The following is a 24606-nucleotide window of genomic DNA, read 5'->3' on the forward strand; positions in this document are numbered from 1 at the left end:
TCCGCTGCTTTCATGAAAGTCCCGATGGCGCGGAGCCTCCAGTCGGGGTTGGCCCGATCGTTGGACTCCCGGCCAGACGCAGCACCTCCGCCGGCTTCCAGCCGGGTGCGCCGGTCACGTCGAGCACGTGCGGGCGTCCCCGGGTGAGCGTTCCGGTTTTGTCCAGGAGGAGGGTCCGCACCCGGCCGAGGTTCTCCAGCGCGCCACCGTCGCGGACCACCAGGCCGAGCCGGGATGCCCGGGACAGGCCGGAGACGACCGCCACGGGTGCCGCGAGCAGCAGAGGGCAGGGCGTGGCGACGACCAGCACCGCCACCGCCCGTACCGCAGAGCCGCTGATCAGCCAGGTGAGCCCGGCCACCGCAATGGTGAGCGGCAGGAACCATGCCGCGTATCGGTCGGCCAGCCGGACTACCGGCGCCGACTCGGCGCCCGCCTGCTGGGCGAGTCGTACGATCTCGGCGTAGGTGCTGTCCTGCTCGGTTGCCGATGCCCGCAGCTCGAACGCGCCTCCGGCGTTGACGACGCCACTGCGGACGGACCGGCCGCGCGCGTACTCGACCGGTGCCGACTCGCCGGTGAGGACCGACTCATCGAGTACGGCCGGCCCCTCGATCACGTGTCCGTCGACGGGGACCACTTCACCGGGGCCGACGACGAGCAGGTCGCCGACGGCGATCTCGGTGAGCGGCACCGTGCGTACCTCGGTGCCGGTGCGCCGCCGGGCGGTACGGGGCGCGTGCTCCAGGAGCGCACGCAGCTCATGGGAGGCCCGGCGCCGGGCCGCCGCTTCGAGGGTGCGCCCGGTGGCGAGCATCAGCGCGATCAGCGCTCCGGCGAGGTACTCGTGCACGGCCAGGGTGCCGCCCAGCGCCAGGATCGCAATGAGGTCCACTCCGGCGTGCCCGTGGCGCAAAGCGGCAAGCACCCAGCCGACGGCGGGCCCGATGGCCGCGAGCGTGCCCAGCGCCCAGCACAGTTCGGCCAGGTCGGGGGCACCGACGAGCCACAGAGCGCCTCCGGCCGCGAGCGCCGCGCTGGTGACGATCAGGAGAACCGGTTCGAGCTTCAGCGACATGGCATCGCCCTCCCGTCACATCCAGCGTCGTCCGGGGGCGGCTGGCACGGGGAGGGCCGGAAGGTACGGACTCATGCCCCGTCCGGCCCTGTGCGCCCGCGGGAGAAGCAGCCGTGCACCGACGTACGCCGGGCCCTCGGCCGCCAAGGCGACCGAGATGGACCAGGGCCGGTCGGTCCCCGGCGGCGGGACTGTCGGCCCGGGCAGGGGCGAGCGGTGCGAGCGACCATAGGAGGGACCTGCATTGAGGAAAGAAGGCTGATGGCCATGGCCCGAGCTTCATGGACGACGACAGGGGTGTTCGCCGGGCGGGGAGGTGTTCGTACCGACGAGGCCGGAATCGTGACCGGGGACCTGACCCTGCACACCACCTGGGACGGCAGGCAGGCCCACGTGGCGATCCAGTACAGCGGCACCACCACGTGGTTCACCCTTGCCGGAAGTCCGGTGCCCTGCTCTTCCTCGCAGGACAGTCGGCAACTGCATCAGGCGGCGGTGGAAGCGGTGAGGGCCGGCGGCGGCGCCACCGTCCCCGGGAACGACGTGTTCAGGGGGAGGGTCTGAAATCGATGCCGAAGCCAGAGTCAGCGCGACAAGGGGATGTACTGGGCATCCCGAGCCACTCCTTCCGCCGACGGGACGGTCTCCATCGCCTGCTCTGAGTGCCTCGAAGGCCTCAGGTGAGCGCCAGCACGACCGCCATCGCCACCAGGCCGACGGCGATGAGCAGGACGACTGTCCAGATCAGCGTGAGGGGTGTGATCGCCCATCCTCTGCGTAGCGCCTCGCGCTCCGGCGCGCCGAGGCCGGACACCCCGGACTCGGCGGGAGGTGTCGCACCAGGAGCCATGCGGGTGTCCTCCGGGACGGCCAGGCCTTCGACCGGGAGTGCTGACTGCGCCGATGCGCCGTCGCTGCCGGCGGCCGGCCGGCTCGGTATTTCCGATGCTCCTTCGGGCGACTGAAGACCACGACGATTGGTGTTCGGACTTTCTCCGTCATGTGCTCGATTGGCGTTCATGACCTCACCCTTCCTGCCTGAGGACTGCGGACCGGCGCCCGTTACGCGGCCTTCGCCTTGGCGAGGACGTCGTCGGCAAGCGGCTTGTCCAGTGCGGCGTGGACCAGTCCGTCGGTGAACCGGGGCAACGCGCGCTTGCTCACCAAACCCGCGAGGCGCTCGGGCGAGGCGGGCAGACCGAGCCGCTTGGCGCCGTCCAGCGCCTTGCGGTCGATGTAGGGCGCGCACTCCGGCCAGACGCTCTGAACGGCGCGCAGGAAGATGTCGGCGCCCGTGGGCCCGATCCCGTGAATCTCCCGGAGAGCCGCCTTCGGGTCGGCTTCCTCACGTAGCCGTCGAAGATCGCCGCCGTATCGCTCCAGGAGGAATTCCGCGCCCTTGCCCAGGATGGTGGCCGTCCTCTCGTCATACCGGCGATACCCGCCCTCGCCGAGCGCGTCCACGCGTTCCTGCCACGATGCCTTCACCATCGAACGCGCACTGCGCATTCCCGCCTCGAAGAGCGCTCGCGCGGCGGCCACCGCGATGTCCGCCTTGATCCTGGCGCTGAGCAGCACGGCAAGGACCAGCGTCTGATACAGCGGACCTGGCGTGTTCCGAAGCCTGACGCCCGCCTGCGCGAGATACGTCGACTCCTGTCGGTCGAGTAGCGCCCGCACAACCGCCCTCTCCATGCGCTCGCGGGAGTTCTTCCTGCCGGTGGTGCTCATAACGCCTCACAAGAGCAGCGACGTGCCGTATGCCATGCGGTCGAGACGCCGTGCTGCTTCTCGTCGTGCTGCTGGTCCAGTGACGGACCAACGAGTTTCACGGGTACGGACGACGGAAACCCGGGGGCGAGAAGTTCGGTGAGAAGCATCCCCATGTCTGACGAGCAGGGCGAGCCCATGGATGGGGAAGCCGGTGACGGGCGTGCCGGGCGGCTGACCGGAACGGGCGAAGGGCCCCGAGGGGCTGGGACGTCGGACGACACCATCGCGCAGGAGACCGGGGTCGCCGGGGTGCCGCATCGTCGGAAGATGCCGCAGTGCACGTCGTGTACCCCAAGGTCTCCGACCGAGCACCGGGCGAGGAGGAGGACTGTCCCCTTTCCTCTCGGCTCCACCTGGAGTCGAAGGCGAGTTGCCCGACGGCACGAAACCGAACCCCGGCCCCTCCCCGGTCGGCCGCGTCCCGTGTCGGCTCCCCTCCCCTGGGTACGCGGTGGGCCGGCTCCGAAGGCGTGGAGGGAGTGCCCTCCGATGCCAGGAAAGGACGTTGAACAATCATGCGTATCGCGTTTCTGACGGCACCCGAAGGTGTCGAGCAGGTTGAGCTCACCGATCCATGGCAAGCAGCCGTGGACGCGGGACACGAGCCGGTGCTGGTCTCGACCGAATCCGGTGAGGTCCAGGCCTTCAATCATCTCGACAAGGGGGACTCGTTCACGGTGGACGAGGTCGTCGGCGAGGTGTCCGCGGATTCCTTCGGCGGCCTGGTCCTGCCGGGTGGGGTCGCCAATCCCGACTTCCTGCGGACGAACGGCAAGGCCGTGGCCTTCGTGAAGGAATTCTTCGAGCAGGGGCGGCCGGTCGCTGCGATCTGCCACGCACCGTGGACGCTCGTCGAGGCGGACGTCGTGCGCGGACGTGAGCTGACTTCGTGGCCGAGTCTGCAGACCGACGTGCGCAACGCGGGCGGCACCTGGGTCGACGAGCAGGTGAAGATCTGCGACCACGGGTCCAACAAGCTGGTCACCAGCCGCAAGCCGGACGATCTGAAGGCGTTCTGCCATGCGTACCTGGAAGTGTTCAGCGAGGAGGCGGACCGATGACAGCGCCGTCCGATGGCAAGGACGAACAACTCGAGGCCTTCCGGGCCGAGGACCCCGCCTCCGGACCGCTCACCACGGACCAGGGCGTGGGCGTCGATCACACCGACGACTCACTGGCCGCGGGCGAGCGCGGTCCGACGCTGATGGAGGATTTCCATTTCCGGGAGAAGCTGACGCGCTTCGACCACGAGCGCATTCCGGAGCGGGTGGTGCACGCGCGGGGCGCGGGCGCGTACGGCTACTTCGAACCATATGAATCCTGCGCGGAGTTCACCCGCGCCGCCTTCCTCCAGGACCCGTCGGTCCGTACGCCGGTGTTCGTGCGGTTTTCCACAGTGCAGGGGCCCCGCGGCTCCGCTGACACGGTGCGGGACGTACGCGGCTTCGCCACCAAGTTCTACACGTCGGAGGGGAATTACGACCTCGTCGGGAACAACTTCCCGGTCTTCTTCATCCAGGACGGCATCAAATTCCCGGACTTCGTGCACGCGGTCAAGCCGGAGCCGCACAACGACATCCCGACGGGCGCCTCCGCGCACGACACCCTGTGGGACTTCGTGTCGTTGCAGCCGGAGACCCTGCACGCGATCATGTGGCTGATGTCGGACCGGGCGATTCCCCGCAGCTATCGCATGATGCAGGGATTCGGGGTGCACACTTTCCGGTTCGTGACCGCCGACGGACGTGGCACGTTCGTGAAGTTCCATTGGAAGCCACGGCTCGGAGTGAACTCGCTGGTGTGGGACGAGGCGCAGGAGTGCCAGGGCCGCGACCCGGACTTCAACCGGCGTGACCTGTGGGACGCGATCGAGGCGGGCGAATACCCGGAGTGGGAGCTGGGCGTCCAACTCGTGCCGGAGGAGGAAGAGTTCGCCTACGCCTTCGACCTGCTCGACGCCACGAAGATCATTCCGGAGGAACAGGTGCCGGTTCGCCCGATCGGCCGGATGGTCCTCGACCGCAACCCGGAGAACTTCTTCGCGGAGACCGAGCAGGTCGCCTTCCACACGGCAAACGTGGTGCCCGGCATCGACTTCACCAACGACCCGCTGCTCCAGGCCCGCAACTTCTCCTATCTGGACACCCAGTTGATCCGGCTCGGTGGCCCCAACTTCAGCCAGCTACCGGTGAACCGGCCGCTCGCACCCGTACGGAACAATCAACGTGACGGGTATCACCAGAGCACGGTCCATCGTGGCACGAACTACTTCCCCAACTCCCTCGGCGGTGGCTGCCCAGCCCACGCGGGCGTTGACGGGACGGCGTTCACGCATTACGCGGAGCGTGTCGACGGCGCCAAGATCCGCCGCCGCAGCCCGAGTTTCCAGGACCATTACAGCCAGCCCGCGCTGTTCTTCAACAGCATGGCCGACTGGGAGAAGCAGCACATCCTGCAGGCGTTCCGCTTCGAGCTCGGCAAGGTCACATCGCGGGCGATCCGGGGCCGTACGGTTGAGCAACTAGCCCGGGTGGACCGCGACCTGGCGACTCAGGTGGCTCGCGGCATCGGAGTGGCCGAGCCGTCCGCCGAGGCGGGGGCTGCGACGAAGCTGTCCTCGCCCGCCCTCAGCATGGAGTCGATGCGCGGCGACGGGTCGATCCGCACCCGGCGGATTGCTGTGCTCGTGACCGACGGGGTGGATGGCCGGCAGGCGACATCGGTGCGGGAGGAACTGACCGCCCACGGGGCGATGGCAGAGGTACTGGCGGCGACGGACGGCAGCGTGCGGACGACTGACGGTGACGCATTCCGCGTCGATCGCGCACTGCCCACCGTTGCCTCGGTGCTGTACGACGCGGTTCTGCTGCCCGGCGGCCTCACCGGTCTCCCGCCACTCATCGACGACCCGGACGCGATGCGCTTCGTACGGGACGCGTATCGGCACTGCAAGCCCGTGGCGGCGCTGGGCTCCGCGGTGGGCGTACTGACGGCTCTGAAACCGCAGGAGGTACGCCTGTCGACCGAGGCCCACCAGTTGGTGGCGGACCAGGGCGTGGTCACAGACGCCTCACCGGGCTCGGCGAGCCCGGAATTCATACGTGCGTTCATAGACGCGATCGCGGCGCACCGGTACTGGAACCGCCCGCCGGTGCTCTGTTGACGTATCGGCGTCCATGATGACGACCGTCGGGCGTCGCTACGCATGGGACGCGGCCGGTCGCGGCGCGGGGATTGCCGCGTGGACGCGCGCAATGAGCGCTGGGAGGAACAGTGAACTCGCCGTTGCCCCGACCGCGGCGGACAGGGCGATGGTCCAGGCGATGGGGCCCAGGGGCGTGCAGCCGAAGAACTGGCTGAGGACCGGGGTCTGGACGACGGCCGCCAACGCGGCCAGAGAGCCGACGGAGGCCATGACGATCGCTGGGCTACGGCCCCCGACCAGGAGGGTCTGACCGAGCTGCGCACCGACGAGCGCAACCAGGGCGACGGTGCGGGCACGGGCGGGGCGGCCGGTGAAACGGGCGGCGAGCCAGCCGGCTGTGGCACCCAGTGCGGTCGCCACGGCGCGGCTCACCATTTCGTCGGTCAATGCAGTGCCGAGCGAGACTTCGGGTCCCTCGTGGAGCATGCGTTCTGTGGCCTCGGGCTGCGGCGGGCGCAGGGCGACGGCCATGGCCGGGGCGAGGTCGGTGAAGAGGTTGACGAGGAGGAGCTGGCGGGCCGTCAAGGGGGAGGTCCCGGTGGCGGCCGCACCGAGCAGGGTGAAGGCGATCTCGCCGAGATTGCCGCCGACCAGGATGGCCAGCGCCTTCCGGACGGAGGCCCACATCGCGCGGCCCTCCACGAGTGCGTCGAGCACCGACTCCAGCCGGTCGTCCGTGACGACGAGGTCCGCCGCCGCGCGCGCGGCCGGCGTGGCACGCGCACCGAACGCGATCCCGATGTCCGCGAGCCGGATGGCGGGCGCGTCGTTGGCGCCGTCGCCGGTCATCGCGACAGTGCGGCCAAGGCGCTGGAACGCCTGAACCACGCGTACCTTGTGCACGGGGGTGCCGCGGGCGACGACACCGACGTCGGGCAGCAGCTTGTCGAGGGCGCGGTCGTCCATGTCGTCGAGTTCGGCTCCGGTCACCACCCGTCTGCCGTTCACGACGCCCAGCTCGCGTGCCATCGACTCGGCGGTGCTCGGATGGTCCCCGGTGATCATCACGATGTGCACCCCCGCTTCCGCGAGCCGGCGCACCGCGTCGCCGGCGGCGCCGCGCACCCGGTCGGCGAACGCGAGGAAGCCGAGGAAATCGAGGCCGTCCACCGTCCTGTCGGTGAGCTTGCCGCCAGGCGCGTCCCGGAGTTCGGCGACCGCGAGGATCCGGTGGCCCTTGGCCGCGAGCCGCTCGCCCGCCCTGAGGATGGCCTTCTTGCCCTTGTGGTCCAGGCGTTGGCCACCACGGGTGGCACAGCGCTCCACGACCTCCTCGGGAGCCCCCTTCACCGACAGGATCCGACGCTCGCCGCAGCGGCCTCGCGTGGCATGGAAACCACGACTGGGTTCGAACGGCAGGCTGGAGGTGCGCCGCCAGCCTGCTGCGGCCGTCGTCCGGCTCACGCTCGCCTCCTGAGCGCCCTCGGCGACCGCGCCGTCGGTGGCGTGTTCCAGTTCTCCACCGTTGTGCGGGCGTGGTGTCGCCCGCAGCGCCGCGGCGAGGACGGCACGCTGCTCTTCCCCGAGCGTTTCGAGAGGACGGCTGTGGCCGTCGGCGGCGACCGCGACGAGGGAGATCCGTCCCTGGGTGAGGGTTCCCGTCTTGTCGAAGCACAGGACGTCGGTGCGGCCGGCCGCCTCGATGGTGCGGGGGTGTCTGAGCAGGGCTCCGCGTACGGAAAGCCTTCTGGCGGAGGCGAGTTGGGCGGCCGAGACCAGGAACGGCAGTCCTTCGGGGACGCTTGCCACGGCCAGTCCCACGCCCGCCCCCACCGTGTCCCGGATGTGGCGCCCACGCAGCATGCCGGCCGCTACCACGGCGGCCGCAGAACCAAGGGCCACCGGCAGTGTGGTGTGGGTGATCCGGGCCAGTCGGCGCTCGACTCCGGCGGAGGGCGGCGCCCCTCGCCCGCCGACCGCGGCGTGGCCCGCCTCGGTGGCCGTGCCGGTGGCGACGACGACGGCACGGCCGCGACCGGCCGCCACCGTGGTGCCTTCGTAGACCATGGACGTACGATCCCCGAGGTCCGAGGCCAGCACGGGCTCCACGCCCTTGGCCACCGGCAGCGACTCGCCGGTCAGCGCGGATTCGTCGACTTCCAGATGGTGCGCCTCCAGCAGGCGGCCGTCCGCGGGCACCACGTCACCCGGGTTCAGGTTCACCACATCGCCCACGGCCAGCTCCTCGGCGGCGGCGACGGTTTCCTCCCCGTCCCGCACCACACGGGCCGTGACGGCCGACTCCCGCCGCAGCTCGGCGACCGCACGGTCGGTCCGGTACCGCTGGAACCCGCCGAGGAACCCGGACACAGCGGTGACCGCCACGATGACGACGGCGTCGAGGACAGCGCCCACCGACGCCGACATGGCCGCCCCGGCGCCGAGGACGGGCGTGAGGGGGTTCGCCATCTCGGACAGGTACGCCCGGCCGAGCGACGCCGTCGGCACCTGCTCGCCGCTGGTCGTGGCCCGTGCCCGCGCCTCCTCGTCTGCCAGCCCGCCTTCGCCGGCGCCGGTTCGGGCGAGCACGGTGGAGGGATCCATGGCATGCCAGGGGTGCCGCGACGAGGGCTGCGGCGGGGGGCGCCGCAGCAGTCGTACCGCCGCCCAGACACCGGCGACGGTGCCAAGTCCGGCCGCCGCATTGAACACCGTCGTACCCCGAGCGGTCGGCCGCCGCGCCCGCCCCGCCAGCACCGCCGTCTCGCCGACCACGGCTGCGGCCTCGGCGAGCCGCACGCCCCGGCGCGCGGTCTCCCGAGCGGTGCGGCAGGCTTCCACGATCACCACGGCCGCCCCGGGATCGCCGTCCAGGTACAGGTCCGCGCCCCAGGGCGGCCTTTCCTGCGGGTCGGCCACGCCCATGCCGACATCGGCGGCCAGGAGCGCGCGCCGGTCGTGCGACAGCACCAGCACGCCCTCGCCGTCGCGCTGCAGGGCCCGCACGGAATCGAGCAGCCGATCGCCTGCCTCGCTGACGGCGTCGGCCTCGCGCACGGACGCCTGTGCGGTGTGTGCACCAGCGGTGACGACCTTGAGCCCGGCCGCATGCGCGGCGGGGACGATGGTGCTCGCGGCGTCGTGCATCTCGGGCAGCACGCTGACCACGGCGAGCAGGCTTTCTCCGCGCGCCAGGCCCAGCACGATCGGCGCACCGTTCCGTTGCAGGCGCTCTCGTGCCTGCTTCCCCGTTCGCCCCTGCAACGTCAGACGCTCGACCGGCCCCAGACTCCACTCGCCGTCCCGCTGCACGCGTTCAGGGGCGGAGCCGTCGAAGAGCCGGTGCGCCGTGGCGGCGAGCTCGCCCGCGGACGCGTCCTCGTCGAGGGCCACCAGATCGGCCGGCCGATGGGACCCCGTGGCCAGCGCGTCCGTATCGAGCAGCAGGATCCCGATCCGGTCCAGCCTGCGCAGCGCCTCGGGATCGGCCACCACCATGCCCCGGCGGGCCAGGCCCCGGCCGAAAACGCAGGCGAAACCTTCGCGCGCAAGGACGGGTGCCTTCGGGATCGCCGCCAGCGCCGCGCCGACGGCCCGCCCGGGATCCCGGGTGAACAGCAGCGATCCGGCGAAGGACGCCGCACCCACGGCGGGTGCCCGGTCGGCGTAGCGTTCGACCGGACCGGGCTTCAGCGGAGTCTCCCGGGCAAGCGGCACGGGCGGTGTGCCATGGGCCCCCGCTTCGGCGCTGCCCGCGAGGCGCGGCTCGGCCGCGGCCCAGGCCTTGGCCTCCGCGTCGGCCTCGATCGTGCGCAGGACGTGCCGGACGGTGTCCACGACCACCCCGGCGAGACCGCCGGAGCCGGCCTGCCCCAATGCCGTGACCGAAGCCAGGAGCATTCCGGCGTTCTCGGTGCCGACCGCGTCCTCCACGAGATGCCTGAGGCGGGGGTGGGAGTCGACGATCGGAGCGAGCGCGGCGATGCCCGGGGGGATGGGGGTCCGCCCCATCAGACCGGCTATCGCTGCCAAGGGCGCGGCCGCCACGTGCAGGGCCGTGGCCGAGGTGGACCTGTGGACCGCTCCACCCGACGTGGGGTGCTCGGGCAGGGGGTGCGAGACACCGTGGGCCTCCTCCACCGCCTCGACCGCCTCGATCAGGGCGTCCGTGATCGCTTCGATCTCGGACGAGCCGTCGGTGCCGACCACGGCGTGACCGAGCACGGTGTTCACCACGGCCCAGTCCACCGAGGGCACGGCGGCGAGGCGCCGCTCGACCTCCTTGGCCAGCTTCGTCGCGGCGGCCTCGGGCAGGTCGCCGGGGCGCAGACCTCGTACGGCCACGTGCGCGCGGTTTCCGAAGAACCGTACGCGTACCCGGGCCTCCGTCCGCAGCACACCGGCCGCGGACGACACCACAGTCCTCAGTAGTCCGCGTCCCGGAAGTGCCACGGCGCATCACCAGCTCCCTGCGGCCCGGCACCCTCCCCGCGTGCACGGGTGGCTCAGTACGCTCCCTTTTCCATCGCAACGCCTTGAACGCGCACCCGCCACTGGAGGCGCGCGACAATTGAAGAGACACATCACACCGACTCCGAGGAAGGAGGAGGGGATGGCCAAGACAGCAGCGGAGACCACGCAACAGCAACCTCAGGCGCATGACGGTGCCGGTCTGCATCTGCACATGCGCACACTGCATCCCCCCGTGCCGGTTCCGTACTTCACCAGAGAGGAGATGGCGAGCACGGCCCACGCGGCTACGGCACGACTGCCCAGTGCGCCGCCCGTCAGGGATCTCGTGTACTACGGAGGTCTCGGAGCACTGACCGTGGCAGGGGCTCTGGAATGGCCGGTGGCCCTGGCCGTCGGCGGAGCCACCTGGCTGCTGCGCAGTGCGCGGAAGGAGAAGCAGAGCATGGGCGTCCAGCCCTAGCTCGTACCCCGATGGCGCGCGGTGGCGGGAGCGCTGCCGGGCGCCGGGCGGTTACGCGGCCGGTACGAAGGCCGTGCGCAGCGAGCGCGAGCAGGCGGCCCACAGCTCCCACACGAGACGCATGATGATCGCCTCGGCGAGTGCCATGGCGACCTTCGCTGCCACGGCTACAAGGAATTCGCCCATGTTGGCTGACTTTCTGTGCTCGGTTACGGGTGTCCGAAACCAGACAATGCAGCCTTTTCCTCGGCCGTGGGTGCCTCATGGGTGCACTTGTGGCGTCACTTAGGTGAACAAACGGGGTGGGCTCCCGTCGGAGGGGCCGAGCTCGGTGACCAGATCAGGACTCAGTGCTCTCACGCGTGGCCGACAGTAGCCGTGCGGAAGTCCTGCGCTGCGGCCGATGGAACGCGCCGACCGCTGCACGGCGCCGTACGGACCCGACCGTTTCGCTCTGGCGCCGGGCCCGCTCGAGCAGGGCTCTCAGCTGCGCATCGTCCAGTTCCTTTGTCGGCGCGAGCTCCAGAAGGGTCTGCCACAGCAGGATCTTGCCTTCGATCCCCAGCCGGAGCGTCTCGAGTTCGATGACCGTGCTCAGCCCGGACCGCCGCATCACACGCCCGTTGAACTTGAGCAGGCGCGCCTTCTCGGCCAGCCATCCGGCGTACACCTTGTGCCGCCGCGCCGGGATGCCGAGTGCCTCCAGGAAGGCGAGTAGTGTCTGCCGGTCCTCCGCGATCTCGTCCGCCACGTGCTGCAGTTGGTCGCCGTACGGCGAGAAGCGATGGTGCTCCGCAAGGTGACGCGACATGAGCTGTCCGGTGGTGGCACCGGCCAGATGGTCGTTCAGGTAGATCCCTAGGGTTTCCCGGTTCATGGCGGGCTCTCTTCGTTCAGGACTGTGCGAGTCTTTCAGGACTGTGCGAGACGGACCTCGACGGAGCCGTCCGAGGTGCCCCGGCAGGTGAACTGCGGCTGCGGCGCTGTTGCCGGGCCCTGGACGTTGGCACCGTCCTCCAGACGGAACCGGCTTCCGTGCCATGGGCATTCGATACAGCCCTCGATGACCTTGCCCTCGTGAAGCGGTCCGTCCATGTGGTTGCACCGGTCGGCCAACGCGTTCAATCGGCCGTCCTCGTCACGTACGACGACCAGCGGCACCTCGTCGACCGTGCGCCGTACGGGCTCGCCGACCGGGAAGTCGTCCACCGTCCCGATCCGGTGCCAGCCCGGTTCGACCAGCACGGAGACGGCTTCGGCGTGGTTGACACCGGCGGCCTGCCGGTAGGCGAGATGGCCGCCGAGCACACCGCCGACCGTGGCGACCGACAGGCCCCCGAAGCCGAGCGCTCGGCCCAGCATGGGGCGTCCGTTCGCCCGTGCCAGCAGTGAACCTGCGTACACGGCCACGGCCGTGATGTTCGCCGCCGCGTGGACCAGACCGACACGGGCCTGACGCGGGCGCTGCTCCGCCCAGTCCACCCAGCCGGCCAGCGCCGCCGGTCCCGCCGAGGCCAGGCCGACGGCCACCAGACGGCGGGCGGCACGGCTCTCGCCGGGGAACAGGTCCAGGAACGCGGCCGAGCTCCATGCGCCGATCGGCATTTGCACCAGGACGGGGTGGAGTGGATGCCCCAGCCACAGGCCGCGCAACACGTCCCGGCCCTTGCCCAGGGGCAGCGCGCGCACGGCCTTGCGTATGCGTGCCGCGGGGTCGTCCAGCCACTCCTGGCCTTCCAGCGCGTCCATCACCATCGGCAGTTCGCCGTTCGGTGACCTTGTTGCTTCGTTTGTCCGTGTCATGAGTCCCATTGGGGCCGACTTTCCCATGCAATCACGTGCAAACACTGCGTGCGCTGCGCCAAGGTCGTGGCATGACGCGGAACGCGCACGACTCGGCTCGCGCCCAGGGCCCAGGCACTCCTGACTTGCGTCTGGCCACGGAGCGGAAGTCGGCGGTCACGCTGTGGGAAGGGGGCCTCACTGCGGGTCCCGCCGGAGGGCCGGATGCTGAAGACCACCCGCTTTGGCCAGGGTGTCGACGGCATAGTGAACCTGGAGGCTCCTGACGGACCTTCAGTCGTCGCCCCTGACGATGTTCCACTCGGTGCTGGTGTGTGGGGAGGGCGGGGAACTGGTGTCCTCGACGGGGGATACGCAAGTGCGCAAGCCCTTGCCGCGCATGTGACGAGCTTTCGCCCAGCCCGTCTCGGGCAGTTGTCGGATGTCCTTATCGGCAGTGCACGCGGTCACGGCACGTCAACTTCCTTCTGTGTCAGAAACACTCAGCCGCTCGGGCCGAGGAGCCCCGCCCTCGACGGTGCGGGCTCACGATGTGGTGCCGATCGGGTTCCCCCGGCCATGGGCGCAAAACGCCGCGCCGCCCCCGGCACTCAGCTGCCGCGCTGGTTATGAGCGGATTACTGCGCGGTCGCCTGAGCGCCTGATCAACCGCGGCCCCAGTTCTGCCTCGCCACAGCAGAGTCATGCCTTGTGGCCGTGTGCCGCGGTGACGACCGTACTGGTGTGCTCCCCAGCTGTCTGGCACTCCGGGCAGAGCTCGTGACGGCCGTTCGCAGTTACTACCGTTCCCCAGCCCCAGCACTCCTTGCAGTCCTTCGCCAGCACCAGATCAGCACGCGGGGCGGGATCGAATGCGTGGCTGGCCGCGTGATCCATGTGGGGCTCCTTGGGATGACTCGCCGACCTCGTATCTCCGGGTTCCCTGATCGGGCGGCAAATCACCCCGACGGCGATGAACAGGCACATCTTCCAGAGTCACACGCGTCGCTCGGGCGTGTTGGACGGCCGGTCCGGGGCAGTCGGAGACGATGGGCGTCCACGGATACGGACTGTGGGAGGCGGGCGGGAGAGGCAGGGGTCGTATGGGGCCACGGGGCGCATCGGAGACGACGGGCGACGGCAGGCCGGGGCAAGCGGCCTCCGGCCTTCCCGGGGCGTTCCCGGGGCCGGATGACGACGTTCGGCGGCTGATTCCGCGGACGGACGCCCTGCTGCGTGATCCACGACTGGTGGAGGCGGCCCGTCGGCTCGGGGCGTCCGTCGTCAAGGCGGCGGTCCGGGAGGCGCAGGAACGAGCACGGACCGGCAGCGTCGCGCCGGCAAGCGTGGCCGACGAGGCGGCCGCTCTGCTCCCGGACACGGCCGGCGGACTGCGCGCGGTGATCAACGCGACCGGGGTGCTGCTGCACACCAATCTCGGCCGCGCGCCGCTGTCGGCCGCGGCGCGGCGGGCGGTGGCCGAGGCTGCCGGGCCCACCGACGTGGAGCTGGACCTGCGTACCGGCGTACGGGCTCGCCGCGGGCGTACGGCACTGCGTGCGCTGCACGAGCGGGTGCCGTCCGCGGGAGCCGTACACGTCGTCAACAACGGAGCCGCCGCGCTGGTCCTGGCCGCCACGGCGCTCGCCGCGGGCCGGGAGATCGTCGTGAGCCGCGGCGAGATGGTGGAGATCGGGGACGGCTTCCGGCTGCCGGACCTGATGGTTTCCACCGGGGCCCGGCTGCGTGAGGTCGGCACCACCAATCGCACGACCGCGGACGACTACGCCGCCGCGATCGGTCAGGACACGGGCTTCGTGCTGAAGGTGCACCCCTCCAACTTCCGCATCACCGGTTTCACCCGCGCCGCCGACATCGGCGAACTCGCCGGACTCGGCGTCCCGGTGGTCGTCGACATCGGCTCCGGGCTGCTCGCACCGCATCCGCTGCTGCCCGAGGAACCGGACGCCGAGACGCAGCTGCGGGCCGGTGCCTCCCTCGTCACCGCGAGCGGCGACAAGCTGCTCGGCGGACCGCAGTGCGGACTCCTGCTCGGCGAGGAGGACCTCGTGCACACCCTGTCCCGGCACCCACTGGCAAGAGCCGTGCGCGTGGACAAGCTGACACTGGCCGCCCTGGAGGCCACCCTCACCGGGCCGCCTAACCCGACCGACGACGCGCTGACCGCCGACCCCGCCACGCTCCGTGCCCGCGCCGAACGGCTCGCCTCCGCACTGCGCCCGTATGGCATCGACGTACGGGCCGTCGAGAGCGACGCGACGGTCGGCGGGGGCGGCGCGCCCGGAGTCACCCTGCCCAGCGCCGCGCTGTCCCTGCCGGAGCGGTTCGCCGCCGCGCTGCGCACCGGACGCGTCCCGGTCGTCGGGCGGCTGGAGGCAGGTCGCTGTCTGCTCGATCTGCGGGCGGTGCCCGCGGAGGACGACGAACGGCTGGCCGGGGCGGTGCGGGCGGCCGCGGGAACCTAGGAGGCAGGCGTCATGCGGGTGCTGGCCACCGCCGGACACGTCGACCACGGCAAATCCGCCCTGGTCAGGGCGCTCACCGGCATGGAACCCGACCGCTTCGAGGAGGAGCGACGCCGCGGACTGACCCTCGACCTCGGCTTCGTATGGACCCGGCTCGGCCCGGCCGACGAGTACCTCGCCTTCGTCGACGTGCCGGGCCACGAGAGGTTCGTACCGACCATGCTCGCCGGCGTCGGACCCGTCCCCGCGGTGCTCTTCGTGGTCGCGGCCGACCAGGGTTGGCAGCAGCAGTCCGAGGAACACCTGGCGATTCTCGACGCGCTCGGCGTGCGGCACGCCGTCCTCGCCGTGACCCGCAGCGACCTGGCAGATCCAGGGCCCGTCCTGACCGATGCGGTCGCGCGCATGGCCGTCACCTCGCTCGGCGCCGTACCGGCCGTCGCGGTCAGTTCGGTGACCGGCGCGGGGCTCGACGAACTGCGCACCGAGCTGTCCCGGCTGGCAGCCGCGCTGCCGGACCCGCCCGCCGACGCGGACCTACGGCTGTGGCTGGACCGGGCCTTCACGGTGCGCGGCCACGGCACGGTGGTGACCGGCACACTCGGATCCGGCACCCTGCGCGTCGGGGACCGGCTGGTGACGGGCGACGGAACGGCCGCGCTGCGGGTGCGCGGGCTGCAGTCCCTGCACGAGGACCGGTCCGAGGTCAGCGGGGTGGCGCGCGTAGCGGTCAACGTGCACGGGGCCGCCGCTGGTGACCTGCGGCGCGGGGACGTGCTGCTGGCGCCGGAGCGCTGGCTGTTCACGGACCTCGTCGACGTCCGGGTCGTCGGGCAGCCCGTCGCCGATCTGCCCCGGACCGTCACCCTGCACATCGGCACCGCCGCCGTCCCGGTGAGCGTCCGCCCGCTGGGCGAGGACACCGCACGGCTGACCCCGAGCCGCGAGCTGCCGCTGCGCCTCGGAGACCGCGCGGTCCTGCGTGAACCGGGAGGCCGGCGCGTGCCCTGTGGTGTGACGGTGCTGGACGTCCGTCCGCCGCGGCTGCGCCGGCGCGGCGCGGCGCGGGCCAGAGCGGCCGAGCTGGCGACCATGACGGGCCGGCCGGACGCTACGGCGGAACTGCGGCGCCGCGGACTGGTCACGCGCTCGGAGCTGCTCGCGATGGGCGTACCACCCACGACCGCGCCCGTGGCGGGGGACTGGCTCGCCGACCCCGGCCACTGGGCGGAGCTGGGCGAGCGCCTGGTCACCGAGGTGGACCGGCACGCGATGGAGCACGCCCTGGACCCCGGGCTCTCCCTGGAGGCCGCCCGTCATCTGCTGGGCCTGCCCGACCGCTCGCTGGTGGACGCCCTCGCGGCGGGGACCTCCCGGCTCACCTGCCGGCAAGGGCGGCTGTACGGCTCCGAAGGCCTCCGGCCGCCCCTTCCGCAGGATGTACAGGCGGGCGTCGACGCGGTACGCCGGGATCTGGCGAGGGCACCGTTCCGCGCGCCGGAGGCCGGCCGCCTCGCCGAACTCGGCCTCACCCGTAAGGCGGTGGCCGCCGCTGTGGCGGCGGGTGCGCTGCTTCGGGTGGCCGACGGGATCGTGCTGCTGCCGGGCGCGGACGCGCGCGCTGCCGCCGTCCTCGCGCGGCTGCCGCAGCCGTTCACCGCGAGCGAGGCGCGGCAGGCGCTGGACACCACGCGCAGGGTGGCCGTGCCGCTGCTGGAGCACCTGGACGCCGAGGGGTACACGGAGCGCGTGGACGACCGGCGGCGGCGCTGCCGGGAAGGTGCGGTCGGCGGAGGCGGACGGGAATCGAACCCGCCTGCCCGAGATTCTCGGGCACCTCGGTTTTGAAGACCGGGAGGGCCACCAGGCACCCACACGCCTCCATCGACCGCCAGGCTAGTTCCCCGGGAGACCGATATGACACCGACCCGCCAAGCTTCCGTACGGCTCACGCAGTTCGCCCACGGGGGCGGCTGCGCCTGCAAGATCCCGCCCGGGGAACTGGAGGAGGTGGTCAGCGGCCTGGGCGCACCGCTCGCCGGGGGCGACACCCCCCTGCTGGTCGGCCTCGCCACCGGCGACGACGCGGCCGTTGTCACCCTGCCTGCGCACGCGGGCACGGCCGTCGTATGCACGGCCGACTTCTTCACGCCCGTCGTCGACGACCCGTACGACTGGGGACGCATCGCGGCCGCCAACGCCCTGTCCGACGTCTACGCGATGGGCGGCCGACCCGTCCTCGCCGTCAACCTGCTGGCCTGGCCCCGCGACCGGCTGCCGTTCGATCTGGCCCGCGAGGTGCTGCGCGGCGGACTGGACGTGGCCACGGAGGCGCGCTGTCATGTCGGCGGCGGGCACAGCGTCGACGACCCCGAACCCAAGTACGGCATGGCCGTCACCGGACTGGCCGACCCGGCGAGACTGCTGCGCAACGACGCCGGCCGGCCCGGCCTGCCCCTGTCGCTGACCAAACCCCTCGGGCTCGGTGTGCTCAACAACCGGCACAAGGCCACCGGCGAGCGGTTCGAGCAGGCGATCGCCACGATGACGGCTCTGAACCGGGACGCGTCCGCAGCCGCCCTCGCGGCCGGCGCCACCTGCGCCACCGACGTCACCGGCTTCGGCCTCCTCGGCCATCTCCACAAGCTGGCCCGCGCCTCCGGCGTGACGGCCGTGGTCGACACCGCCGCCGTGCCCTATCTCGACGGTGCCAGGGAGGCGGTCCGGGACGGGTACGTCAGCGGCGGCACCCGGCGCAACCTGGAGTGGGTGGCGCCCCACACCGACTTCGGGGACACGGACACCGACACCCGGCTGCTGCTCGCCGACGCACAGACCTCCGGCGGCCTGCTGGTCGCCGGAGAGGTGCCCGGAGCACCGGTGGTGGGGGAACTGGTGCGGCCCGGGCCGCACTCGATCGTGCTCAGATGATCGGCGCCCGTTCCGGCTCAGGGCTCCGTGCCGGTGTGCTCGTCGATGCCCGCCCTCGCCCGGTAGGCGCGCACCAGCGTCACCGCCGCGGGCCCCCGGGGACGCCGTCCGGGCCGGATGTCCACGGCGAACGCCTTGGCCTCCTGGATGTGCGAGTTGGGACCGAGGGACAAGTGCAGCAGCTCGTTGGCCGCGTCGCCCGTGGTGTAGCCGTTCGGGCCCCAGTGGTAGGGCAGCCCCACCTGGTGCAGCCGGCGCCCCTGCACGGTCAGCGGTGCCATGCGGTCCGTGACCAGCACCCGCGCCTCGATCACGCCCCGCGCGGTGACGACCGTCGCCCAGCCGGTGTGCTCCAGCCCGCGTTCCGCGGCCAGCTCGGGCGAGACCTCGCAGAAGAACTCCGGTTGCAGCTCGGCCAGATACGGCAGCCAGCGGGACATGCCACCCGCCGTATGGTGCTCGGTGAGCCGGTACGTGGTGGCTACGTACGGGAACACTTCCGTTCCCGGCTCTCCGCCACTGGGCTGGTAGCGGTTGTCCGGATGCGGCCCCAGCAACTGCCGTACGGGGTTGCGCTGCTGCCGGTACAGCAGGTTCGGGAACGGCGAGTCCTGCGGCTCGTAGTGCGTCGGCAGCGGGCCGTCGGTGAGCCCGGCGGGCACGTACAGCCATGCCTTGCCGTCGGCCTGCATGATGAACGGATCGGTGCCCGAGAGGGCCTCGGCGGCGGTCGCGTCCGGCGGGGGCCGGTGGTGCGGGGACTTGTCGGCGGCGAAGTCGGGGATGTCGTGGCCGACCCACTCCGCCTTCTCCGCGTCCCACCACACCAGCGCCTTGCGCTCGCTCCACGGTTTGCCGTCAGGGTCGGCGGAGGCGCGGTTGTACAGGATGCGTCGATTGGCCGGCCAGGCCCAGGCCCACTCGTTCGCGACCCAGCTCTGCTCCGCGCCGGGTTTGCGACGGGCCGCCTGGTTGACGCCGTCGGCGTAGACCCCGCAGTAGATCCAGCAGCCGCACGCGGTGGAGCCGTCCGCCTCGAGCTGCTCGTAGGAGCTCAGCGGGTTGCCGTCGGCGTCATGGCCGTTGATCTCGGCGAGGACGGCCTCGGCATCCGGTTCGGCGTGCTCGCCCTTTACGGGATAGTCCCAGGTCAGGTCGAGCACCGGCCGGTCCATCGGATCGCTGGAGCCGGCGAGCCTGCGCCGGATCAGCCGCCCGAGGTGGAAGGCGAACCACAGGTCGCTGCGGGCCTCTGCGGGCGGTTCGACGGCCTGGTGATGCCACTGGAGCAGGCGCTGGGTGTTGGTGAAGCTGCCGTCCTTCTCGGTGTGCGCGGCGGCGGGCAGGAAGAACACCTCGGTGCGGATGTCCTCGGTGCGCAGCTCGCCGGTCTCGATCTCCGGGCCGTCCTTCCACCAGGTGGCCGACTCGATGAGGGAGAAGTCCCGTACGACCAGCCAGTCCAGGTTGGCCATGCCCAGACGCTGGAGCTTGGCGTTGCTGCTGCCGACCGCAGGGTTCTCGCCCAGCAGGAAGTAGCCCCTGCAGGTGCCGTCCAGCTGGGCCATGACCGTCTCGTAGGTGGAGTGGGAGCCGGTCAGGCGCGGCAGGTAGTCGAAGCAGAAGTCGTTTTCGGGGGTGGCGGCTTCGCCCCAATACGCCTTGAGCAGGCTGACCAGGTATGCGCGCATGTTGCCCCAGTAGCCCTTCCGGGCCGCCTCGGCCTGCACGAACTCGTCCAGATGCTGGCCCTGGTGGGCGTGCGGTGCGGGGATGTAGCCGGGCAGCAGATTGAACAGGGTCGGGATGTCCGTCGACCCCTGGATGGAGGCGTGGCCGCGCAGCGCGAGGATGCCGCCGCCCGGTCGGCCGATGTTGCCGAGGAGCCCCTGGAGCACGGAAGCGGCGCGGATGTTCTGCACGCCGACGGTGTGCTGGGTCCAGCCGACCGAGTAGGCGAAGGCCGTCGTCCGTTCCCGGCCGGAGTTGTCGGTGATCAGCCGGCACACCTGGTGGAAGAGGTCCTGCGGCACTCCGCAGATCTGCTCGACCTTCTCCGGCGTGTAGCGGGCGTAGTGCCGCTTGAGGACCTGGAAGACGCAACGCGGGTGGGTGAGCGTCTCGTCCCGCTCGGGCTCTCCCTCGCCGATCGCGGCGCCACCGGAGCCGTGGGCCTCGCCCCGTGCGGCTTCCTGCACCGCGCTGTCGCCTCCCACGCGCTCGTCGTACTCCTGGTCGCGCTCTCCGGACGCCGCCTGCACCTCCAGGCCCTCGTACTGCCAGCTGCTGTTGTCGTAGCTGCGGCTGTCGGGATCGAAGCCGGAGAAGACGCCGTCCAGGTCCTCGGCGTCGCGGAAGTCCTCGCGGAGGACGACGGGCGCGTTGGTGTAGGCCACCACGTAATCCCGGAAGAACTTCTCGTTCTGCAGGAGGTAGTTGATGATGCCGCCGAGGAATGCGATGTCCGTGCCCGCGCGCAGCGGCACGTGCACGTCGGCCAGGGCACTGGTGCGTGTGAAGCGTGGGTCGACGTGGATCACCTTCGCGCCGCGGGCCTTGGCCTCCATCACCCACTGGAAGCCGACCGGGTGGCACTCGGCCATGTTCGAGCCCTGGATGAGGATGCAGTCGGCGTTCTGCAGGTCCTGCTGGAAGTTGGTCGCGCCGCCGCGTCCGAACGAGGTTCCCAGACCGGGAACGGTGGCGGAGTGTCAAACGCGCGCCTGGTTCTCGATCTGGATCGCCCCGAGCGCGGTGAACAGCTTCTTGAGGAGGTAGTTCTCCTCGTTGTCGAGCGTCGCTCCACCCAGGCTCGCTATGCCGAGCGTGCGCCGGGTGCGGGTCTCGTCGACCTCCCACTGCCATCCGGATCGCCGCGCCGCGATCACCCGGTCGACGATCATGCCCATGGCCGTGTCGAGGTCCAGGCGCTCCCATGCGGTGCCGTGCGGACGGCGGTAGAGCACGTGGTGCTCGCGGGCGTCGCCCGTGGTCAGCTGAAGGCTTGCCGCGCCCTTGGGACACAGGCGGCCGCGCGAGATCGGGGAGTCGGGGTCGCCCTCGATCTGGGTGACCCGGTCGTCCTCGACGTAGACGTTCTGACCGCAGCCCACCGCACAGTACGGGCAGACCGACTTCACCACACGGTCAGCGCTCGCGATGCGGGGTGTGAGCCGTGCGCTGTGCCCGCTCTTGGAGGCGGCCCCGCGGCCCAGGGGATCCGTACCCTTGAGCTGACGGTAGACCGGCCAGGAGTCGATCCAGGTGCGCACGCCCATGACTCGCTCCTTCCCTTCGCACGCGCTGTGTTCCGGCTGCACGAAGTACCCGCCGCGGGCAGGTCGAAACGGACGAGCGGGCACCGGGAGGTGTGATCGGGAACCGCTGGGGGACTCCGAGGGCGTGGGGTCCGCTCGCATCCCCGACATGTCCACAATGTCTGCAATGTTCGAGTGATTGTGGTGTCGAACCATATGGTCGTCAAGGACGGCGTCGTTCCTGTTGCACAAGGCGGTGATCTGCTTGTCCCCTGACCGGCTTCCGGGTGTCCTTGTGTTCGACGTCAACGAAACCCTCACCGACATGAGCCCGCTCGCGACCCGCCTGGAGCAGGTCGGCCTGCCCGGCCATCAGCTGTCCGCCTGGTTCGCCGGTGTGCTGCGCGACGGTACGGCCCTCACGCTGGCCGGCGGTCATGCCACGTTCGCCGACGTCGGCCGGGACGTCCTGCGCACGCTGCTCGCACGGCAGGCCCCCGAGTCCGACCCGGACGAAGCCGTGGCCCACGTGCTGGGCGGACTGCCCGAGCTGCCCGTGCACCCGGACGTCCCGGACGGTGTACGAGCCCTGCGCTCGGCCGGCCGCCGCCTGCTGACCCTGACCAACGGCTCGTCCGGCATCACCCGTGCGGTACTCGAGAAGGCCGGCCTGGCGGACTCCTTCGAGGCGCACCTGGACGTCGAGGCGGTAGGAGCCTGGAAGCCCGCGCCGGCCGCCTACGCCCACGCCCTGCGGACAGCGGGCGTGCCGCCTGGTGAGGTCATGCTGGTCTCGGTCCACCCCTGGGACATCGACGGCGCAGGCCGGGCCGGTCTGGCCACCGCGTGGCTGCGGCGCGAGCCCGGCCCGTATCCCTCCGTCATGCGCCCGGCCGACATCGTGACGGAGGAGCTGGCCGGCCTGGCGGGGTAAGGCGCGGCGGCGGGGCGCGCGGGCCCACCCCTGCGGGGTGACCCATGGGAGGGCCGGATCACTCCACTCGGGCCCGCAGCCGTTCCCGCTGTGGCACGACGGTGTACTTCGGGTCCTCGACGGAGGCGACCCCGGCATGGAACACCCCGAACCGCAGCGCCGCCGAGCCGCTCAGCAGGGCGGCCCCGGCCGTCGCGGCGAGGGCGCGGCTGTGCCGTCGGCCCGCGATCACCGCCAGGGCAGCGCCGCCGGTCGTGAGTGCCTCCGCGATGCGCACCAGCGCCTGCGGCGTGCCCTCCTCGTACGGTACGGCCGCCAGGCCCATCCGCCGCTTCATCAGCCGGAACGCACCCAGTTCAAGAGCCGCTCCGAGGACGGCCAGGCGCTGGGCCGGCTCCGTTTGTGCCACCGGCGCGGCCGCCAGCGCCAGGCCGGCTGCCGCGGCGGCGCCGGAGCCTGTGAAGACGAACGGCATCTGCCGGTACCCCTCGTGCCAGGAAGGCACCGCCGTGTCCGAGATCAGGACGGCGGTGTACGCCGCCACCGCGGGGCCGAGGACGGCGGCGGCCGCTGTGGCCGACGCGCCGACGAGCCGCTGGCGGCCCGTGACGTCGCATGCCGCGGCGGTCATCGTCAGCGGGGCGTAGGCGGAAAGCAGCCACGACCCCATGCTCATCGGCGAGGTCGGTTTGAATACGCGCAGCATGTTGAGGAAACGGGCGGGCCGTCCCAGATCGTGGACGAGCGCGGCCAGCGACAGCGAGATGGCGCCCGTCGCCCCCAGTTTCGCGGTTCGGGCCAGCGCCGGGCGCCCGGTGACGTCCCCCCCGGCGGCCAGCAGTGACGAGGCGCCCGCGAGCCCGCCGAGCCAGAGGTAGCCGGCGATGTCGAGGGGTTTCCAGGTCGGCTTGTTCAGGACCGGTTTGCCGTAGTACGAGGAGAACACGGCGTCCGGCACCATGGGCCGCTCACCGCGTCCGCGGCGGCGCCGACGGCGCCCGGCGTGCGCTCCGGTGAGGGCGTCCCTGCCGGGCTGGGCACCTTGCACGCCGTCGCGTGTCACGTCCGATCCGCTCATCGCGACCTCCTGCCGCCACCCTTGACGAAGCCGGCGACGGCCAGCGCCGCGAGCGAGGCGGCGGCCATCGCCGCGTGCCGCCACATGTCCGGCAGATCCCGCGTGGTGACGACCGGGTCCGGCGGCAGCCCGTAGACCTCCGGCTCGTCCAGCAGCAGGAAGAACGCCCCGTCGCCGCCGACCCCGTCGTCGGGGCTCTCGCCGTACAGACGGGCATCGGTGACACCGCCCTCGCGCAGCTGTGCCACGCGGTCGGCCGCCCGCTCGCGCAGCTCCTCCAGTGGGCCGAACTGGATGGAGTCGGTCGGGCACGCCTTCGCACAGGCCGGTTCCACGCCGACGCCCAGCCGGTCGTAGCACAGCGTGCACTTCCAGGCCCGGCCGTCGTCCTTGCGCTGGTCGATGACGCCGTACGGACAGGCGGGCACGCAGTAGCCGCAGCCGTTGCAGATGTCCTCCTGGACGACGACCGTGCCGAACTCGGTACGGAACAGCGAGCCGGTGGGGCACACGTCGAGACAGGCCGCGTGTGTGCAGTGCTTGCACACGTCCGAGGACATCAGCCAGCGCAGCTCGGTGCGCCCGTCGGGGGCCACCGGTGAGATCTCCCCGGCCGGTGTGCCTGCCGAGGCGGCGTCGGGGCCCGGTGCGGTGGACCCGGGGCCGGGGGAGGACGGGGTGGTGTCGAGCCTACGGGCGGCGTCGAAGACGTCGACGCCCTCGTGGGAGACCCCGGGCTGCTGCCCGCCCAGCGGCTTTCGCTGTTCGATGAAGGCCACGTGCCGCCAGGTGTCGGCGCCGAGTCCTTGAGTGTTGTCGTAGGACATGCCGGTCAGCTCCAGGCCGTCCTCCGGCACTGCGTTCCACTCCTTGCAGGCCACCTCGCACGCCTTGCAGCCGATGCACACGGAGGTGTCGGTGAAGAAGCCCACGCGGGGCGGGGAGCCGAGGTGTCCGGCCGCGCCCGCCACGTCCGGCTGCGGGCCGGACAACAGGGTGCCGCCCTCCGCCGGGCGGGTCTCGCCGGTGCCGTCGTCCATCAGGGCTCGACCTCCTCGCCTTCTGCCGCCCGCTGCGCCCGGACTCACGCCTCCTGTGCTCTGTGCCGAACCTGGCCCGGGTGCCCCGGCCCAGCGCCTCGAAACCGACCCCACCACGAGCGGGAGGGGCTACTCCGCAGCAGAGCCGCTCACTGAAGGCCATCGAGCC

Annotated in this window: 15 protein-coding genes, 1 tRNA gene and 2 pseudogenes; 8 read left to right on the plus strand and 10 right to left on the minus strand. The window is 71.4% G+C overall.

The annotated features are described in order from the left end of the window. Positions 1 to 64 precede the first annotated feature (64 nt). Positions 65 to 1078, minus strand: a pseudogene (locus tag Q8A52_RS15265) (HAD-IC family P-type ATPase); the annotation flags it as partial. 267 nt (positions 1079 to 1345) lie between these two features. On the opposite strand from Q8A52_RS15265, the gene Q8A52_RS15270 reads away from it, so the two are divergent. Continuing rightward, positions 1346 to 1642: a hypothetical protein gene (locus Q8A52_RS15270; protein WP_316752181.1), complete on the plus strand. Its 297-nt coding sequence runs from the start codon at positions 1346 to 1348 to the stop codon at positions 1640 to 1642. Positions 1643 to 1754: 112 nt separating this feature from the next. On the opposite strand, the gene Q8A52_RS15275 is transcribed toward Q8A52_RS15270, so the two are convergent. Next, entirely contained in the window at positions 1755 to 1928 is a 174-nt protein-coding gene (locus Q8A52_RS15275) for a DUF6480 family protein (protein WP_316752183.1), read from the minus strand. Positions 1929 to 2140: 212 nt separating this feature from the next. Then, positions 2141 to 2809, minus strand: a complete 669-nt coding sequence (locus Q8A52_RS15280; RefSeq protein ID WP_316752185.1) for an endonuclease — start codon at positions 2807 to 2809, stop codon at positions 2141 to 2143. A 557-nt stretch (positions 2810 to 3366) separates the two neighbouring features. On the opposite strand from Q8A52_RS15280, the gene Q8A52_RS15285 reads away from it, so the two are divergent. Together Q8A52_RS15285 and Q8A52_RS15290 are read left to right on the plus strand one after the other, a co-directional pair. Next, positions 3367 to 3912, plus strand: a complete 546-nt coding sequence (locus Q8A52_RS15285) for a type 1 glutamine amidotransferase domain-containing protein (RefSeq protein ID WP_316752186.1) — start codon at positions 3367 to 3369, stop codon at positions 3910 to 3912. Continuing rightward, complete coding sequence (locus Q8A52_RS15290; protein ID WP_316752189.1) at positions 3909 to 6014, plus strand: catalase; 2106 nt, start codon at positions 3909 to 3911, stop codon at positions 6012 to 6014. The genes Q8A52_RS15285 and Q8A52_RS15290 overlap by 4 nt, the downstream gene beginning before the upstream one ends. 36 nt (positions 6015 to 6050) lie before the next feature. Here Q8A52_RS15290 and Q8A52_RS15295 read toward each other — a convergent pair whose 3' ends face one another. Continuing rightward, complete coding sequence (locus tag Q8A52_RS15295) at positions 6051 to 10448, minus strand: cation-translocating P-type ATPase (protein WP_316752192.1); 4398 nt, start codon at positions 10446 to 10448, stop codon at positions 6051 to 6053. A gap of 160 nt (positions 10449 to 10608) precedes the next feature. Between Q8A52_RS15295 and Q8A52_RS15300 the strand changes: the two genes are divergently transcribed. After that, a complete protein-coding gene (locus tag Q8A52_RS15300; RefSeq protein ID WP_316752194.1) occupies positions 10609 to 10929 on the plus strand; it encodes a hypothetical protein in 321 nt (106 codons plus the stop codon). Positions 10930 to 11269: 340 nt separating this feature from the next. On the opposite strand, the gene Q8A52_RS15305 is transcribed toward Q8A52_RS15300, so the two are convergent. Beyond that, a complete protein-coding gene (locus Q8A52_RS15305) occupies positions 11270 to 11806 on the minus strand; it encodes a hypothetical protein (RefSeq protein WP_316752195.1) in 537 nt (178 codons plus the stop codon). Positions 11807 to 11841: 35 nt separating this feature from the next. Beyond that, positions 11842 to 12732 (minus strand): Rieske 2Fe-2S domain-containing protein, encoded by an 891-nt coding sequence (locus Q8A52_RS15310; RefSeq protein ID WP_408649202.1) that lies wholly within the window; start codon positions 12730 to 12732, stop codon positions 11842 to 11844. A gap of 1082 nt (positions 12733 to 13814) precedes the next feature. Between Q8A52_RS15310 and selA the strand changes: the two genes are divergently transcribed. Both selA and Q8A52_RS15320 read left to right on the plus strand, forming a co-directional pair. After that, on the plus strand, positions 13815 to 15197 hold the full coding sequence (gene selA, locus Q8A52_RS15315) for an L-seryl-tRNA(Sec) selenium transferase (RefSeq protein ID WP_316752197.1): 1383 nt from the start codon (positions 13815 to 13817) through the stop codon (positions 15195 to 15197). 12 nt (positions 15198 to 15209) lie between these two features. Further along, positions 15210 to 16904: pseudogene (locus Q8A52_RS15320) on the plus strand (GTP-binding protein); the annotation flags it as partial. Between the two features lie 83 nt (positions 16905 to 16987). Here the strand turns inward: Q8A52_RS15320 and Q8A52_RS15325 are convergent. Next, a tRNA-Sec gene (locus tag Q8A52_RS15325) sits at positions 16988 to 17080 on the minus strand. Between the two features lie 34 nt (positions 17081 to 17114). Between Q8A52_RS15325 and selD the strand changes: the two genes are divergently transcribed. After that, positions 17115 to 18128: a selenide, water dikinase SelD gene (gene selD, locus Q8A52_RS15330; RefSeq protein WP_316752198.1), complete on the plus strand. Its 1014-nt coding sequence runs from the start codon at positions 17115 to 17117 to the stop codon at positions 18126 to 18128. A gap of 17 nt (positions 18129 to 18145) precedes the next feature. On the opposite strand, the gene fdh is transcribed toward selD, so the two are convergent. Then, positions 18146 to 21406 carry a formate dehydrogenase gene (gene fdh / locus Q8A52_RS15335; RefSeq protein WP_316752200.1) on the minus strand — a complete coding sequence of 1087 codons (3261 nt, stop codon included), beginning with the start codon at positions 21404 to 21406 and terminating at the stop codon, positions 18146 to 18148. 274 nt (positions 21407 to 21680) lie between these two features. Here fdh and Q8A52_RS15340 point away from each other — a divergent pair, with 274 nt between their 5' ends. Then, entirely contained in the window at positions 21681 to 22319 is a 639-nt protein-coding gene (locus Q8A52_RS15340) for a haloacid dehalogenase type II (RefSeq protein ID WP_316752201.1), read from the plus strand. A gap of 58 nt (positions 22320 to 22377) precedes the next feature. Here the strand turns inward: Q8A52_RS15340 and nrfD are convergent, their stop codons facing one another. After that, positions 22378 to 23397, minus strand: a complete 1020-nt coding sequence (gene nrfD / locus Q8A52_RS15345; protein ID WP_316752203.1) for an NrfD/PsrC family molybdoenzyme membrane anchor subunit — start codon at positions 23395 to 23397, stop codon at positions 22378 to 22380. Then, on the minus strand, positions 23394 to 24437 hold the full coding sequence (locus Q8A52_RS15350; protein ID WP_316752205.1) for a 4Fe-4S dicluster domain-containing protein: 1044 nt from the start codon (positions 24435 to 24437) through the stop codon (positions 23394 to 23396). Before Q8A52_RS15350 ends, nrfD begins: the two co-directional genes overlap by 4 nt. Between the last annotated feature and the right edge of the window lie 169 nt (positions 24438 to 24606).

The sequence above is a fragment of the Streptomyces herbicida genome, assembly GCF_032656585.1.
In the GTDB taxonomy this organism is placed as follows: Bacteria; Actinomycetota; Actinomycetes; order Streptomycetales; family Streptomycetaceae; genus Streptomyces; species Streptomyces herbicida.

Bases quoted from the DNA above. Each gene is read 5' to 3' on its own strand.
- Q8A52_RS15270 (WP_316752181.1), top strand. From the start codon at position 1,346: ATGGCCCGAGCTTCATGGACGACGACAGGGGTGTTCGCCGGGCGGGGA.
- Q8A52_RS15275 (WP_316752183.1), bottom strand. From the start codon at position 1,928: ATGGCTCCTGGTGCGACACCTCCCGCCGAGTCCGGGGTGTCCGGCCTC.
- Q8A52_RS15280 (WP_316752185.1), bottom strand. From the start codon at position 2,809: ATGAGCACCACCGGCAGGAAGAACTCCCGCGAGCGCATGGAGAGGGCG.
- Q8A52_RS15285 (WP_316752186.1), top strand. From the start codon at position 3,367: ATGCGTATCGCGTTTCTGACGGCACCCGAAGGTGTCGAGCAGGTTGAG.
- Q8A52_RS15290 (WP_316752189.1), top strand. From the start codon at position 3,909: ATGACAGCGCCGTCCGATGGCAAGGACGAACAACTCGAGGCCTTCCGG.
- Q8A52_RS15300 (WP_316752194.1), top strand. From the start codon at position 10,609: ATGGCCAAGACAGCAGCGGAGACCACGCAACAGCAACCTCAGGCGCAT.
- Q8A52_RS15305 (WP_316752195.1), bottom strand. From the start codon at position 11,806: ATGAACCGGGAAACCCTAGGGATCTACCTGAACGACCATCTGGCCGGT.
- Q8A52_RS15310 (WP_408649202.1), bottom strand. From the start codon at position 12,732: ATGACACGGACAAACGAAGCAACAAGGTCACCGAACGGCGAACTGCCG.
- selA (WP_316752197.1), top strand. From the start codon at position 13,815: ATGGGGCCACGGGGCGCATCGGAGACGACGGGCGACGGCAGGCCGGGG.
- selD (WP_316752198.1), top strand. From the start codon at position 17,115: ATGACACCGACCCGCCAAGCTTCCGTACGGCTCACGCAGTTCGCCCAC.
- nrfD (WP_316752203.1), bottom strand. From the start codon at position 23,397: ATGAGCGGATCGGACGTGACACGCGACGGCGTGCAAGGTGCCCAGCCC.
- Q8A52_RS15350 (WP_316752205.1), bottom strand. From the start codon at position 24,437: ATGGACGACGGCACCGGCGAGACCCGCCCGGCGGAGGGCGGCACCCTG.